Annotated in this window: 10 protein-coding genes; 7 read left to right on the forward strand and 3 right to left on the reverse strand. The window is 56.6% G+C overall.

Annotated elements, in window-relative coordinates; translation table 11 throughout:
- Positions 1–43: 43 nt before the first annotated feature.
- On the reverse strand, positions 44–2680 hold the full coding sequence (gyrA, locus tag U9O48_RS15280) for a DNA topoisomerase (ATP-hydrolyzing) subunit A (RefSeq protein WP_282495143.1): 2637 nt from the start codon (positions 2678–2680) through the stop codon (positions 44–46).
- A gap of 146 nt (positions 2681–2826) precedes the next feature.
- Here gyrA and ubiG point away from each other — a divergent pair, with 146 nt between their 5' ends.
- The 4 genes from ubiG to yfaE all read left to right on the forward strand — a co-directional run bounded on the left by ubiG (position 2827) and on the right by yfaE (position 7701).
- On the forward strand, positions 2827–3555 hold the full coding sequence (gene ubiG, locus U9O48_RS15285) for a bifunctional 2-polyprenyl-6-hydroxyphenol methylase/3-demethylubiquinol 3-O-methyltransferase UbiG (RefSeq protein ID WP_282495144.1): 729 nt from the start codon (positions 2827–2829) through the stop codon (positions 3553–3555).
- A 357-nt stretch (positions 3556–3912) separates the two neighbouring features.
- Positions 3913–6198 carry a class 1a ribonucleoside-diphosphate reductase subunit alpha gene (gene nrdA, locus U9O48_RS15290; protein WP_282495145.1) on the forward strand — a complete coding sequence of 762 codons (2286 nt, stop codon included), beginning with the start codon at positions 3913–3915 and terminating at the stop codon, positions 6196–6198.
- Between the two features lie 118 nt (positions 6199–6316).
- Entirely contained in the window at positions 6317–7447 is a 1131-nt protein-coding gene (gene nrdB, locus U9O48_RS15295) for a class Ia ribonucleoside-diphosphate reductase subunit beta (protein ID WP_282495146.1), read from the forward strand.
- Positions 7447–7701: a class I ribonucleotide reductase maintenance protein YfaE gene (gene yfaE, locus U9O48_RS15300; RefSeq protein WP_282495147.1), complete on the forward strand. Its 255-nt coding sequence runs from the start codon at positions 7447–7449 to the stop codon at positions 7699–7701. Before nrdB ends, yfaE begins: the two co-directional genes overlap by 1 nt.
- Before the next feature lie 43 nt (positions 7702–7744).
- On the opposite strand, the gene U9O48_RS15305 is transcribed toward yfaE, so the two are convergent.
- Positions 7745–9108, reverse strand: a protein-coding gene (locus tag U9O48_RS15305) for an IS3 family transposase (RefSeq protein ID WP_324722757.1) whose coding sequence is annotated in 2 segments (ribosomal slippage) — positions 7745–8631 and positions 8631–9108 — 1365 coding nt in all. Because the reading frame shifts where the segments join, the coding sequence is not laid out codon by codon here.
- 66 nt (positions 9109–9174) lie between these two features.
- On the reverse strand, positions 9175–10527 hold the full coding sequence (gene glpT, locus U9O48_RS15310) for a glycerol-3-phosphate transporter (RefSeq protein WP_285146757.1): 1353 nt from the start codon (positions 10525–10527) through the stop codon (positions 9175–9177).
- Between the two features lie 256 nt (positions 10528–10783).
- On the opposite strand from glpT, the gene glpA reads away from it, so the two are divergent.
- The 3 genes from glpA to glpC are packed head-to-tail and all read left to right on the forward strand — an operon-like array spanning position 10784 to position 14848.
- Positions 10784–12412, forward strand: a complete 1629-nt coding sequence (gene glpA / locus U9O48_RS15315; protein WP_324722758.1) for an anaerobic glycerol-3-phosphate dehydrogenase subunit A — start codon at positions 10784–10786, stop codon at positions 12410–12412.
- Positions 12402–13661 carry a glycerol-3-phosphate dehydrogenase subunit GlpB gene (gene glpB, locus U9O48_RS15320; protein ID WP_324722759.1) on the forward strand — a complete coding sequence of 420 codons (1260 nt, stop codon included), beginning with the start codon at positions 12402–12404 and terminating at the stop codon, positions 13659–13661. Before glpA ends, glpB begins: the two co-directional genes overlap by 11 nt.
- Complete coding sequence (glpC, locus tag U9O48_RS15325) at positions 13658–14848, forward strand: anaerobic glycerol-3-phosphate dehydrogenase subunit GlpC (protein ID WP_324722760.1); 1191 nt, start codon at positions 13658–13660, stop codon at positions 14846–14848. Before glpB ends, glpC begins: the two co-directional genes overlap by 4 nt.
- Positions 14849–15183 lie beyond the last annotated feature (335 nt).

Here is a 15183-nt window from a genome sequence, read left to right on the forward strand (position 1 = left end):
AAAGAAAGGGCCGGTATCCGGCCCTTTTTTCTGTCAGGAGACATTACTCTTCGGCATCATCTGCCGCATCGTCGTCGGTGTCTGCTTCCGGCGCGATTTCGTCATCGCCTTCTGCCACACTTCCGTCGATGGAATCGAGCTCTTCGTCATCCACCGGCTCTGCAACACGCTGCAGGCCGACCACGTTTTCATCTTCCGCAGTACGGATGAGGATCACGCCCTGGGTATTACGACCCACAACGCTAATCTCAGAAACGCGGGTACGCACCAGAGTGCCTGCATCGGTGATCATCATGATCTGGTCGCAGTCATCAACCTGTACCGCGCCGACCACGGAGCCGTTACGCTCGGTGACTTTGATCGAGATAACGCCCTGTGTGCCACGAGACTTGGTTGGGTATTCCCCTTCCGCGGTACGTTTACCGTAACCATTCTGCGTCACGGTCAGGATTGCGCCTTCGCCACGTGGAATGATCAGGGAAACAACGCTGTCTTCGCCAGCCAGTTTGATACCACGAACGCCGGTCGCCGTACGACCCATTGCGCGCACGGCGCTCTCTTTGAAGCGCACCACTTTACCGGCGGCAGAGAACAGCATCACGTCATCAGAACCGGAAGTCAGATCCACACCGATCAGTTCGTCGCCTTCGTTCAGGTTGACGGCAATAATGCCGGCAGAACGCGGACGGCTGAACTCTTTCAGTGCGGTTTTCTTCACGGTCCCGCTGGCGGTCGCCATAAAGACGTTCACGCCTTCTGCGTACTCGCGTACCGGCAGGATGGCGGTGATACGTTCGTTCGGCTCCAGCGGCAGCAGGTTGACGATTGGACGACCACGCGCCCCGCGGCTCGCTTCCGGCAGCTGATAGACCTTCATCCAGTACAGACGACCACGGCTGGAGAAGCAGAGGATCGTGTCGTGGGTGTTGGCCACCAGCAGGCGGTCGATAAAGTCTTCTTCTTTAATACGTGCAGCAGATTTGCCTTTACCACCACGACGTTGTGCTTCGTAGTCGGTCAGCGGCTGATACTTCACGTAGCCCTGGTGAGACAGGGTCACAACCACATCTTCCTGGTTGATCAGATCTTCGATGTTGATATCCGCGCTGTTGGCGGTGATCTCAGTGCGACGCTCATCGCCAAACTGGTCGCGGACCAGCTCCAGCTCTTCGCGAATCACTTCCATCAGACGATCTGCGCTACCGAGGATGTGCAGCAGCTCAGCGATCTGCTCCAGCAGCTCTTTGTACTCGTCGAGCAGTTTTTCATGCTCAAGGCCGGTCAGTTTCTGCAGACGCAGATCCAGAATCGCCTGGGCCTGCTGTTCAGTCAGATAGTATTGACCGTCACGCACGCCGAACTCCGGCTCCAGCCATTCAGGACGCGCAGCGTCATCGCCCGCACGTTCCAGCATGGCGGCCACGTTACCCAGCTCCCACGAACGGGCAACCAGGCCCGCTTTCGCTTCGGCAGGGGTTGGCGCACGACGGATCAGTTCGATGATCGGGTCGATGTTCGCCAGCGCAACGGCCAGAGCTTCGAGGATATGGGCACGATCGCGTGCTTTACGCAGTTCGAAAATAGTACGGCGCGTCACCACTTCACGGCGGTGACGGACGAACGCGCTCAGGATCTCTTTCAGGTTCATGATCTTCGGCTGACCATGGTGCAATGCCACCATGTTGATACCGAAGGAAACCTGCAGCTGAGTCTGGGAGTAAAGGTTGTTCAGAACCACTTCACCCACGGCGTCGCGTTTGATTTCAATCACGATGCGCATACCGTCTTTATCAGACTCGTCACGCAGCGCGCTGATGCCTTCAACGCGTTTGTCTTTCACCAGCTCCGCGATTTTCTCGATCAGGCGCGCTTTGTTCACCTGATACGGAATTTCGTGGACGATAATGGTTTCACGACCGGTTTTCGCGTCCGCTTCCACTTCGGCGCGGGCACGAATATAAATTTTGCCACGACCGGTGCGGTAGGCTTCTTCAATACCGCGACGGCCATTGATGATGGCGGCAGTCGGGAAGTCCGGGCCTGGGATGTGTTCCATCAGCCCTTCAATGCTGATGTCTTCATCTTCGATAAAGGCCAGGCAGCCGTTGATCACTTCCGTGATGTTGTGCGGTGGAATGTTGGTGGCCATACCCACGGCGATACCGGAAGAACCGTTCACCAGCAGGTTTGGGATCTTGGTTGGCATCACGTCTGGAATGCGCTCGGTGCCGTCGTAGTTATCGACGAAATCCACCGTCTCTTTTTCCAGGTCGGCCATCAGCTCATGGGCGATTTTCGACATACGGATTTCCGTATAACGCATCGCCGCAGCGGAGTCGCCATCGACAGAACCAAAGTTACCCTGGCCATCTACCAGCATGTAACGCAAGGAGAATGGCTGTGCCATACGCACGATAGTGTCATAAACGGCGGTATCACCATGAGGGTGGTATTTACCGATTACGTCACCAACGACACGGGCAGATTTTTTGTAGGCTTTATTCCAGTCATTGCCCAATACGTTCATGGCGTATAGTACGCGACGGTGTACCGGCTTCAGGCCATCTCGGACATCCGGCAGCGCACGGCCAACAATGACCGACATCGCATAGTCCAGATAGGAGCTCTTCAGCTCTTCCTCAATGTTAACCGGTGTAATTTCTCTCGCAAGGTCGCTCATCTAACCGCTATCCCTCTACTGTGTCCCGGATTCAAAGGTCGCAAATTATAACACAACCGCTCTCAGACAGGTAAACCTGTATGCTTTATTCACGGGGAGAGCCTGATATACTCGATCCTCTTGCGAAATAAGGAGTAAAAGCGCCCATGAATGCCGAAAAATCCCCGGTAGCTCACAACGTTGACCACAACGAGATTGCCAAATTTGAAGCGGTGGCATCCCGCTGGTGGGATCTCGAAGGTGAGTTCAAACCTCTGCACCGCATTAACCCGCTGCGTCTGGGCTATATCGCGGAGCGTTCCGGCGGTCTGTTCGGTAAAAAAGTGCTCGATGTCGGCTGCGGCGGCGGCATTCTGGCTGAAAGCATGGCGCGCGAAGGCGCTACGGTCACCGGGCTGGATATGGGCTTTGAGCCGCTACAGGTCGCGCGTCTGCATGCACTTGAGAGCGGTATTCAGGTCGATTACGTTCAGGAGACGGTGGAAGAGCACGCGGCGAAGCACGCGCATCAGTATGACGTCGTCACCTGCATGGAGATGTTAGAGCACGTCCCTGATCCGCAGTCGGTGGTTAACGCCTGCGCAGCGCTGGTCAAACCCGGCGGTCAGGTCTTCTTCTCGACCATCAACCGTAACGGCAAAGCCTGGCTGATGGCGGTCGTAGGTGCAGAATATGTGCTGCGGATGGTGCCAAAAGGCACGCACGACGTGAAGAAATTCATCAAACCGGCGGAGCTGTTAGGCTGGGTCGATGGCACCTGGCTCAAAGAACAGCACATCACCGGTCTGCATTACAATCCGTTAACGGATAAATTCAAGCTCGCGCCGGGCGTAGATGTTAACTATATGTTGCACACAACCGCCAAAAACGACTAACGTCATCAACTATTCTTATAAAGATTGCGCGGCATCATGTTGCGCAATTTTGACCTCCCGTTGAAGAAATCAGCACTCGATCAAATTTTGAATTTTTTTTCTAAATTATTGACATGTCGTCCAGGCCTTACAGTACGAGGACTTAGGCTTTTTTACCCTTTCACAACCTCAATTTAACCTCAAAATCAACCCTTGTACTGAAATGATTCGATACTAGAATACTCACCATATAGCGTTCATTTAATCGCAAAACCCCTATATGTAGTATTTATCCACAGACTTAGTCACAAGGCAGTTCTGTGGATAAACGGGGGATATTTCTATTTCACGGTAATTCACGGACAGGTAAAAACCCACATGAATCAGAGTCTGCTGGTGACAAAGCGCGACGGTACCACTGAGCGCATCAATCTCGACAAAATCCATCGAGTTCTCGACTGGGCAGCAGAAGGACTGAATAACGTATCTATCTCCCAGGTTGAGCTGCGTTCTCACATTCAGTTCTACGACGGCATTAAAACCTCTGACATCCACGAGACCATCATCAAGGCGGCGGCAGACCTGATCTCCCGCGAAGCGCCAGATTATCAGTATCTCGCGGCACGTCTGGCCATTTTCCACCTGCGTAAAAAAGCCTACGGCCAGTTTGAGCCGCCAAAGCTTCACGATCACGTAGTGAAAATGGTTGAGCTGGGCAAATACGACACGCATCTGCTGGAAGACTATACGGAAGAAGAGTTCGAGCAGATGAACGGGTTTATCGATCACTGGCGTGACATGAACTTCTCCTACGCCGCGGTGAAGCAGCTCGAAGGCAAATACCTGGTGCAGAACCGCGTGACGGGAGAAATCTACGAGAGCGCGCAGTTCCTGTATATTCTGGTCGCCGCGTGCCTGTTCTCCGGCTACCCGCGTGAAACGCGTCTGAGCTACGTGAAGCGTTTCTATGATGCGGTTTCTACCTTTAAAATTTCTCTGCCTACGCCGATCATGTCTGGCGTGCGCACCCCGACTCGTCAGTTCAGCTCCTGCGTCCTGATCGAGTGCGGCGACAGCCTGGACTCCATCAACGCCACCTCCAGCGCGATTGTGAAATACGTCTCCCAGCGTGCCGGTATCGGCATCAACGCCGGTCGTATTCGTGCGCTGGGCAGCCCGATTCGCGGCGGTGAAGCGTTCCACACCGGCTGTATTCCGTTCTACAAACACTTCCAGACCGCTGTGAAATCCTGCTCGCAGGGCGGCGTTCGTGGTGGCGCTGCGACGCTGTTCTACCCGATGTGGCACCTGGAAGTCGAAAGCCTGCTGGTCCTGAAAAACAACCGTGGCGTTGAAGGCAACCGCGTTCGTCACATGGACTACGGCGTACAGATCAACAAGCTGATGTACACCCGCCTGCTGAAAGGCCAGGACATCACCCTGTTCAGCCCGTCTGACGTCCCGGGTCTGTACGATGCGTTCTTCGCCGATCAGGACGAGTTCGAGCGTCTGTACACCCAATACGAAAACGACGACAGCATCCGTAAGCAGCGCGTGAAAGCCGTGGACCTGTTCTCCCTGATGATGCAGGAACGTGCCTCCACTGGCCGTATCTACATCCAGAACGTCGACCACTGCAACACCCACAGCCCGTTTGATCCGGCCATCGCGCCAGTGCGCCAGTCTAACCTGTGCCTGGAGATCGCCCTGCCGACCAAACCGCTGTACGACGTTAACGACGAAAACGGTGAAATCGCACTTTGCACCCTGTCCGCTTTCAACCTGGGCGCGATCAAGAGCCTGTCCGAGCTGGAAGAGCTGGCGGTGCTGGCGGTTCGTGCGCTGGATGCCCTGCTGGATTACCAGGACTACCCAATCCCTGCGGCAAAACGCGGCGCAATGGGCCGTCGTACCCTGGGTATTGGCGTGATCAACTTTGCCTACTGGCTGGCGAAAAACGGTAAACGTTACTCCGACGGCAGCGCCAACAACCTGACCCACCAGACCTTCGAAGCCATTCAGTACTACCTGATGAAAGCGTCGAACGAGCTGGCGAAAGAGCAAGGCGCGTGCCCGTGGTTCAACGAAACTACCTACGCGAAAGGCATTCTGCCGATCGATACCTACAAGAAAGATCTGGACGGTATCGTGAACGAGCCGCTGCATCTCGACTGGGAAGGCCTGCGTGAGTCCATCAAAACTCACGGTATGCGTAACTCCACGCTCTCCGCGCTGATGCCGTCCGAGACCTCTTCGCAGATCTCCAACGCCACCAACGGCATTGAGCCGCCGCGCGGCCACGTGAGCATCAAAGCGTCGAAAGATGGCGTGCTGCGTCAGGTGGTGCCGGATTACGAACTGCTTGGCAATAACTACGAACTGCTGTGGGAGATGCCGAATAACGACGGTTACCTGCAGCTGGTGGGCATCATGCAGAAGTTTATCGACCAGTCGATCTCTGCTAACACCAACTATGACCCGACGCGCTTCCCGTCTGGTAAAGTGCCGATGCAGCAGTTGCTCAAAGATCTCCTGACCGCCTACAAATTTGGCGTGAAAACCCTGTACTATCACAACACCCGTGACGGTGCTGAAGATGCGCAGGATGACATGGCACCTTCTATCCAGGACGATGGCTGCGAAAGCGGCGCGTGTAAGATCTAGTATTGTCTTTTGCCGGATGGCGGCGTAAACGCCTTATCCGGCCTACATAATTACAAGGTGTTGTAGGCCGGATAAGCGAAGCGCCATCCGGCATTACACTCCTACAGGACCCACATTAATGGCATATACCACCTTTTCACAGACGAAAAACGACCAGCTCAAAGAGCCGATGTTCTTCGGCCAGCCGGTCAACGTGGCACGCTACGATCAGCAAAAATATGACATCTTCGAAAAGCTGATCGAAAAGCAACTCTCCTTCTTCTGGCGTCCGGAAGAAGTGGATGTTTCCCGCGATCGTATCGACTTCCAGGCGCTGCCGGACCATGAAAAGCACATCTTCCTCAGCAACCTGAAATACCAGACGCTGCTGGACTCCATTCAGGGTCGTAGCCCGAACGTGGCGCTGCTGCCGCTGATCTCCATCCCGGAGCTGGAAACCTGGGTTGAAACCTGGGCGTTCTCCGAGACGATCCACTCGCGCTCCTACACCCACATCATCCGCAACATCGTCAACGATCCGGCGGTGGTGTTTGACGATATCGTCACCAACGAGCAGATCCAGAAACGCGCCGAGGGCATCGCCCACTACTACGACGAGCTGATCGAAATGACCAGCTACTGGCATCTGCTGGGCGAAGGCACGCACAACGTGAACGGCAAAACCGTCACCGTGAATTTGCGCGCCCTGAAAAAACAGCTGTACCTGTGCCTGATGAGCGTCAACGCGCTGGAAGCGATCCGCTTCTACGTCAGCTTTGCCTGCTCGTTTGCCTTCGCCGAGCGTAAGCTGATGGAAGGTAACGCCAAAATCATCCGTCTGATCGCCCGTGACGAAGCCCTGCATCTGACCGGTACTCAGCATATGCTGAACCTGCTGCGCAGCGGCGTGGACGATCCGGAGATGGCTGAAATCGCCGAAGAGTGCAAACAAGAGTGCTACGACTTGTTTGTGCTGGCCGCGCAGCAGGAGAAAGAGTGGGCAGATTACCTGTTCCGCGACGGTTCGATGATCGGTCTGAACAAAGACATTCTGTGCCAGTACGTGGAGTACATCACTAACATCCGCATGCAGGCGGTGGGTCTTGAGCTGCCGTTCAAAACGCGTTCTAACCCGATTCCGTGGATCAACACCTGGCTGGTGTCCGATAACGTACAGGTTGCGCCGCAGGAAGTGGAAGTGAGTTCGTACCTGGTCGGTCAGATTGATTCCGAAGTGAACACTGACGACCTGAGCGATTTCCAGCTCTGATGAGCCGCGTCACGCTAAGCCTTTCCGGCACAGAAGTGCTGTGCCGCGAAGAGCACCCTTCCCTGCTGGTGGCGCTCGAGTCGCATCAGGTTGAGGTCGAATACCAGTGTCGCGCCGGTTACTGTGGCTCCTGCCGCTGTCGTTTAGTGGCAGGCCAGGTTGACTGGCTCACGGAGCCGCTGGCATTTATCCACGAAGGGGAAATTTTGCCCTGCTGCTGCCGGGCAAAAGGCGATATCGAAATCGAAATGTAATGCCCGCTTTCTGGACTGACCCCATAAAGTTGGACAGTTCATGTTAAGCGGCTATCGGGGTCTGGGTTCGGTATTCTACCGGACTCAGACCTTTTAATTTCAGACTGATCCGCTCGTTGTTATAGTAATGGATATAGTCCTCTATCGCCTTCCTCAGTTCATTCAGATTGCTGAACCTGTTCAGGTAAAAACACTCCGATTTCAGTGTGCCGAAGAAGTTCTCCATTACCGCGTTATCCAGGCAGTTTCCCTTGCGCGACATGCTTTGTGTCATACCCTTCGCCTTTAACTTTGCCTGATAACCTGCCATTCGATATTGCCAGCCCTGATCCGTGTGCAGCAACGGTGCATCCTCCGGTTCGAGCACTGAGAATGCATCATGCAGCATCGTATTAACCATCTCCATCACCGGCCTTTCCGACAGGCTGTATGAGATAATCTCCCGGTTAAACAGATCGAGAACCGGCGACAGGTACAGCTTTTTACCCTGCACCGAGAACTCGGTAACATCCGTGACCCATTTTTCATTGGCTTTCGATGCACCGAAGTTCCGGCCCAGGATATTGGGTGCAGCCTTGCCCACCTCACCTTTCCAGGCACGATATTTCTTCACCCTTATCAGAGAGCGGAGCGACAGCTCTGCCATCAGCCGCTGCACTGTTTTATGGTTTACCAGCAACCCTAGTTTTCTCAATGAGAGCGTGATCCTGCGGTAGCCATAACGCCCTTTGTGATAGTGGTAAATCTCTCTGATTTTGTCTTTCAGCCCGGCATGCCTGTCCATTCGCTTCAGCGCATTTATATTGTGATACCACGTACTGCGGGACATGTCCGCCGCACGCAAAAGATCACTGAGCGCATACTCCAGCCTTAGCTCACTGATTATTACGGCTTTCTGCCGTTTTTCTCGCTTTGAACTAAGGCCTTCAGCTTTTTTAGGTAGGCATTCTCTGCGCGCAGGTAACGAAGTTCAGCCCGCAACTCTTCAGGAGATAACTTTTCCAGCGCAGCATCGGTAAGTGGAGGTGTTTTTTTGGGTTTTGTCATGTCCTTGCTCCGGCCAGGTTTTATGCTCAGAAGTCCTTTTTCACCTGCGTCTTTGTAGACATTCACCCAGTGCCGGACAACGGTTTCAGTGGAGATATTAAACCGTGCGGCAGCTTCGCGCATCGAAAGTTCTTCAGCGAGAACAGTGCGTACGACAGCAATCCGGAACGCCGGAGAATGGCGGTCATTTTTCCAGGTAATGCCATCAATACCGTGGAGTTGCCAGGCTCTTACCCAGCGTCGCACTGATGTTCTTTCAACCCCAAAACGTTCAGCGGTACGATGTGTTCCATCTTTTCCGGCAAGGTAGTGATTGACTACAGCTAATCTGGTTTCGAGGGAATATTTTGGCTTTGCCATAAAAAACTGCACCTTACTCAGTTGGGTGTCCAACTTTTGGGGTGCAGTCCATTCGCGGGCATTTTTTTATCCGCGTTTCTGCATCATCTCGGCATGATGACGCTTCTCGCCAATCATCACCACGATCAACAGCAACACCGCCATCACGCTGCCGCCAATCATCACCATAAAGCCACCGTCCCAGCCGAAGAAATCGACCGTGTAGCCAACAATGGCGCTGGCCGCGACCGACCCGCCGAGATAGCCAAACAGACCGGTAAAGCCCGCGGCGGTTCCTGCGGCTTTCTTCGGTGCCAGCTCCAGAGCATGCAGACCGATCAGCATCACCGGGCCGTAAATCAGGAAGCCAATCACGATCATACAGGCCATATCCACGCCTGGATTACCCGGAGGGTTGAGCCAGTAAACGACCGTCGCGATGGTCACCAGAGTCATAAAGAACACGCCCGTTGCGCCACGGTTGCCTTTGAACACTTTGTCCGACATCCAGCCGCAAATCAGCGTCCCCGGGATCCCGGCGTATTCATACAGGAAATAGGCCCACGAGGACTTATCCAGCGCGAAATGCTTCACCTCTTTCAGGTAGGTCGGCGACCAGTCGAGGATGCCGTAGCGCAGCAGATAGACAAACACGTTCGCCACCGCGATATACCACAGCAGTTTGTTTGGCAGGACGTATTTCATGAAGATCTGCTTCGCCGTCAGCTCCTCTTCATGCTGCTCGCTGTAGTCATCCGGATAGTCGTTTTTATACTCTTCAATCGGCGGCAGACCGCAGGACTGCGGCGTGTCGCGCATCAGGGCGAAGGCAATCATCGCCACCAGAATCGCGCCGAACGCCGGCATGTACAGCGCCGCTTTCCAGTCGTTAAACCACGCCATTCCCAGCAGGAACAGCAGCGGTGGAATACCGCCGCCGACGTTATGGGCGCAGTTCCACACCGACACAATCCCGCCGCGCTCTTTCTGCGACCACCAGTGAACCATGGTGCGTCCGCACGGCGGCCATCCCATCCCCTGGAACCAGCCGCAGACAAACAGCAGAACAAACATCACCGCGATGCTCGACGTCGCCCAGGGCACAAAGCCCATAAACAGCATCACCGCCGCCGCGAGGATCAGCCCCGCCGGTAAGAAGACGCGCGGGTTAGAGCGATCCGAGACGGATCCCATAATGAATTTAGAAAAACCATAGGCGATGGAAATGCCGGACAGGGCAAAACCTAAGTCACCGCGTGAAAAACCCTGCTCGACCAGGTACGGCATCGCCAGCGCGAAGTTTTTACGCACCAGGTAGTAGGCGGCATAGCCAAAGAAAATCCCGAGGAAGATTTGCCAGCGCAGGCGGCGATAGAGCGGGTCGACTTCTGCTTCTGGCAGACGCGCCCGATGCGGGGCAGGTTTGAAGATACTGAGCATAACAGCCTCCGTGGCCATGTATTGAATTGCCGGGCGTTATACATCACCCCGGCTCCAGAGAGGCGGGGATGTTAAATAATCACAACGATTGTTACTGTGAATCAACGCACGAATTGTTACAGAAATATGACACAGTGCGCAAAAAGGCGCACGGAATCACGTTTCATTTTCGTATTATGCTCGATTATGTTCGAAATCAAACAAACCCCATTTTTGATGTGGCTAAATGGTAAAAAAACGAACATGAGGGAAGACAATGACAATCCGCGATCCTCGTTACAGCGATGTGATTATCATTGGCGGCGGCGCAACGGGCGCCGGAATGGCGCGGGACTGCGCCCTGCGAGGCTTGAGCGTGACGCTCCTCGAGCGTCATGACATTGCCACCGGTGCAACCGGGCGTAACCACGGCCTGCTCCACAGCGGCGCGCGCTACGCCGTCACCGATAACGAATCCGCGCGCGAGTGCATTGCCGAAAATCAGATCCTCAAACGCATCGCCCGCCACTGCATTGAGCCGACCAGCGGCCTGTTTATCACCCTGCCCGAAGACGATCTCGCCTTTCAGCAAACCTTTATTACCGCCTGCACGGAGGCCGGGATTTCCGCCGAAGCAATCGATCCTCAGCTTGCCCGACGCATCGAACCGGCGGTAAACCCTGCGCTGCTGGGCGCGGTGAAAGTTCCCGACGGCACCGTCGACCCCTTCCGTCTGACGGCGGCCAACATGCTCGACGCCCGTGAGCACGGCGCGACCGTTCTGACCGCCCACGAAGTGACGGGGCTGATCCGCGAAGGCGACAGAGTGCGGGGCGTGCGCGTCTACGACCATCTCTACGGGGAACACAGCGCGTTGTACGCCAGCGTGGTGGTGAACGCGGCGGGGATCTGGGGCCAACGCATTGCCGAATATGCGGATCTCTCCATTCGCATGTTCCCGGCCAAAGGCTCGCTGTTGATCCTCGATCATCGCATCAACAATCACGTCATCAACCGCTGTCGCAAACCGTCTGACGCCGACATCCTGGTGCCCGGCGATACCATCTCTCTGATTGGCACCACCTCCACGCACATTGATTACAACGACATCGACAGCAACCGCGTCACCGCCGAAGAGGTGGATATCCTGCTGCGCGAGGGGGAAAAACTGGCCCCGATCATGGCGCAAACCCGCATTCTGCGCGCCTATGCCGGTGTGCGTCCGCTGGTCGCCAGCGATGACGACCCGAGCGGACGCAACGTCAGCCGCGGGATTGTTTTGCTGGATCACGCCGCGCGCGACGGGCTGGAAGGCTTTATCACCATCACCGGTGGCAAGCTGATGACCTACCGTCTGATGGCCCAGTGGGCGACGGACGCCGTGTGCCGCAAGCTGGGCAATACGCAGCCCTGCACCACCGCGGAACGTCCGCTGCCCGGTTCGCAGGAGCCGACCGAAAAAACGCTACAAAAAATCATCTCCCTGCCCGCACCGCTGCGCGGTTCAGCCATTTACCGTCACGGGGATCGCACGCCCGTCTGGCTTGGGCAAGGACGTCTCAGCCGCAGCCTGGTGTGTGAATGCGAAGCCGTCACGGCGGGGGAAGTGCAGTACGCGGTCGAAAACCTGACGGTCAATAATCTGCTCGATTTGCGTCGCCGCACCCGAGTGGGGATGGGCACCTGTCAGGGCGAGCTGTGCGCCTGCCGCGCGGCAGGTCTTCTGCAACGGTTTAACGTGACCACCTCAGCGCAATCACTGACGCAGCTCAGCGAGTTCCTCAACGAGCGCTGGAAAGGGGTGCAGCCTATCGCCTGGGGCGACGCGCTGCGCGAAAGCGAATTTACCCGCTGGGTCTATCAGGGTCTGTGCGGACTGGAAAAGGAGCAGCACGATGAAGTTTGATACGGTGATTATCGGCGGCGGTCTGGCCGGGCTGATGTGCGGTCTGAAGCTGACGCAACGCGGCCAGCGCTGCGCCATCATCACGCGCGGTCAAAGTGCGCTGCATTTTTCGTCCGGCTCGCTGGACCTGCTCGGCGCGATGGCCGACGGGTCACCCGTTCAGAATCCGCTGACGGCGCTGGAAAACCCGCAGGCCCTGCCGCCAGAACACCCTTATCGTCGGGTGGGCATCGACAATATTTCCCGTCTGGCACTGGAAACCGAAGCGCTGCTCGCGGCGTGCGGCACGCGCTTAAAGGGCAACGCCGGGCAAAACCATCAGCGCGTCACGCCGCTGGGCACCCTGCGTAGCGCGTGGCTCAGCCCGGAAGAGGTGCCTGTCGCCCCCGCGCAAACCCAGCGCGTTCGCGTCGTCGGCATTAGCGGCTTTCTTGATTTTCAGGCCCACCTCGCCGCCGCCTCGCTGCGTCATCAGGGGATCGAGGCGGACACCGTCGAAATTGAGCTGCCGGAGCTGGATGTCCTGCGCGACAACGCCAGTGAGTTTCGCGCGGTGAATATCGCCCGTCTGCTGGATAACGACGTTCACTGGACGACGCTTTACGACGCTTTAAAACCGCTGGCGCAGGACGTCGACGCGCTGTACATGCCCGCCTGCTTTGGGCTGACGGATAACCGTCTATGGCGCTGGCTCTCCGACCGCCTCCCCTGCCCGCTGCATCTCCTGCCTACGCTTCCCCCTTCCGTACCGGGAATTCGTCTCCATAATCAGCTCCAGCGTCAGTTTGTCGCCCAGGGCGGTGTGTGGATGGCGGGCGATGAGGTCAAAAAAGTGTCGCTGGAGGAAGGCAAAGCCACCGCAGTCTGGACGCGCAACCACGACGATATCCCGCTGCGCGCCCGTTTCGTGGTGCTGGCGAGCGGGAGCTTCTTCAGCAACGGCCTGCTCAGCACCCGCGAAGGCATTCGCGAGGCGGTAATGGGCCTCGACGTACGCCAGAGCGCCTCGCGCGCCGACTGGTATCAGAGCGATTTCTTTACCCCACAACCGTGGCAGCAGTTCGGGGTCATTACCGACGACTGCCTGCGTCCGCAGCTTTCCGGCGTCGCCGTCGACAATCTTTACGCCATAGGTTCGGTGCTCGGCGGTTTTGACCCGATAGCCCAGGGCTGCGGCGGCGGTGTGTGCGCCATTACCGCGCTGGCGGTAGCCGAACAGATTTGCCAGCGTGCGGGAGAACACCCATGAACGATACCCGTTTTGAAAGCTGCATCAAATGCACCCTCTGCACCACCGTCTGCCCGGTCAGCAGCGTGAACCCTCGCTATCCCGGTCCGAAACAGGCCGGGCCGGACGGCGAGCGTCTGCGCCTGAAAGATGGCGCCCTGTACGATGAGGCGCTCAAATACTGCATCAACTGTAAGCGCTGCGAGGTCGCCTGCCCGTCTGACGTCAAAATCGGCGATATCATTCAGCGCGCACGGGCGCAGTACAGCACGCAAAAACCGACCCTGCGGGATGCGATTCTGAGCCACACGGATCTGATGGGCAGCGTCTCTACCCCGTTCGCCCCGCTGGTCAATGCGGCCACCGCCCTGAAACCGGTGCGCAAGCTGCTCGACGTGGCGCTTAAAATCGATCATCACCGCAGCCTGCCGAAATACTCCCACGGCACCTTCCGCCGCTGGTATCAATCTGTCGCCGCTGAACAGGCGCAATACGCCGACCAGGCCGCGTTTTTCCACGGCTGTTACGTGAACTATAACCACCCGCAGCTGGGCAAAGATCTGGTCAGCGTACTGAATGCGATGGGCACCGGCGTGCAGTTGCTGAACAAAGAGAAGTGCTGCGGCGTGCCGCTGATTGCCAACGGCTTTACCGACAAAGCGCGCAAACAGGCCCGGCATAACGTGACTTCCCTGCGCGAAGCAATTGTCGACAAAGGCATTCCGGTGCTTGCCACTTCGTCTACCTGCACCTTCACCCTGCGCGATGAATATCCGCATCTGCTGGATGTCGATAACAGCGGCCTGCGCGAGCACATCGAGCTGGCGACGCGCTTTATCTGGCGCAAACTCGATAGCGGGCAGACGCTGCCGCTTAAGCCGTTGCCGCTAAAAGTGGTGTATCACACGCCGTGTCATATGGAGAAAATGGGCTGGGCGATCTATACGCTGGAGCTGCTGCGGCTGATTCCGGGGCTAGAGCTGACGGTGCTGGATTCGCGCTGCTGCGGGATTGCGGGAACCTACGGATTTAAGAGCGAAAACTACCCGACCTCACAGGCGATCGGTGCGCCGCTGTTCCAGCAGATTGAGGAGAGTGGCGCGGATCTGGTGGTGACCGACTGCGAGACCTGTAAATGGCAGATTGAGATGTCCACCAGCAAGCGCTGCGAGCACCCGATTTCGCTGCTGGCGAAAGCATTGCAGTGACGGGAGTCCTTTATAACAGTAGTGGAATCGTTCCGTTCACTTCATCGTCCGTCTCTTTGCGGTGAACGTGTAAAGGGCGCTCGCCGCCGCTCCCTCAACCTTCACAGCTGTCTACATGTGGCACCGGTGTGGGTCCCCGCAGAAATCGGCGAACCGGAGGCCGGATGACAAGGGCTGGACGCCAGGGATGGCGGCCAGAGGCGAAACGAGACAGGACAAAATTGCCGGGAGCAATTTTGAACAGCGCTTGCGCTGGCCCCGTAGGGGCGAGTCCCATGGATGGGACGAGTAATCACGAGTCGAGCCGACCGCAGGCAGATGGCCGGGAGGTGAGC

This window comes from Lelliottia sp. JS-SCA-14 (assembly GCF_035593345.1).
Classification (GTDB): domain Bacteria; phylum Pseudomonadota; class Gammaproteobacteria; order Enterobacterales; family Enterobacteriaceae; genus Enterobacter; species Enterobacter wanjuensis.

Coding starts and splice junctions, on each gene's coding strand:
- nrdB (WP_282495146.1), top strand. CDS start 6,317: ATGGCATATACCACCTTTTCACAGACGAAAAACGACCAGCTCAAAGAG.
- gyrA (WP_282495143.1), bottom strand. CDS start 2,680: ATGAGCGACCTTGCGAGAGAAATTACACCGGTTAACATTGAGGAAGAG.
- nrdA (WP_282495145.1), top strand. CDS start 3,913: ATGAATCAGAGTCTGCTGGTGACAAAGCGCGACGGTACCACTGAGCGC.
- glpB (WP_324722759.1), top strand. CDS start 12,402: ATGAAGTTTGATACGGTGATTATCGGCGGCGGTCTGGCCGGGCTGATG.
- glpA (WP_324722758.1), top strand. CDS start 10,784: ATGACAATCCGCGATCCTCGTTACAGCGATGTGATTATCATTGGCGGC.
- yfaE (WP_282495147.1), top strand. CDS start 7,447: ATGAGCCGCGTCACGCTAAGCCTTTCCGGCACAGAAGTGCTGTGCCGC.
- ubiG (WP_282495144.1), top strand. CDS start 2,827: ATGAATGCCGAAAAATCCCCGGTAGCTCACAACGTTGACCACAACGAG.
- glpC (WP_324722760.1), top strand. CDS start 13,658: ATGAACGATACCCGTTTTGAAAGCTGCATCAAATGCACCCTCTGCACC.
- glpT (WP_285146757.1), bottom strand. CDS start 10,527: ATGCTCAGTATCTTCAAACCTGCCCCGCATCGGGCGCGTCTGCCAGAA.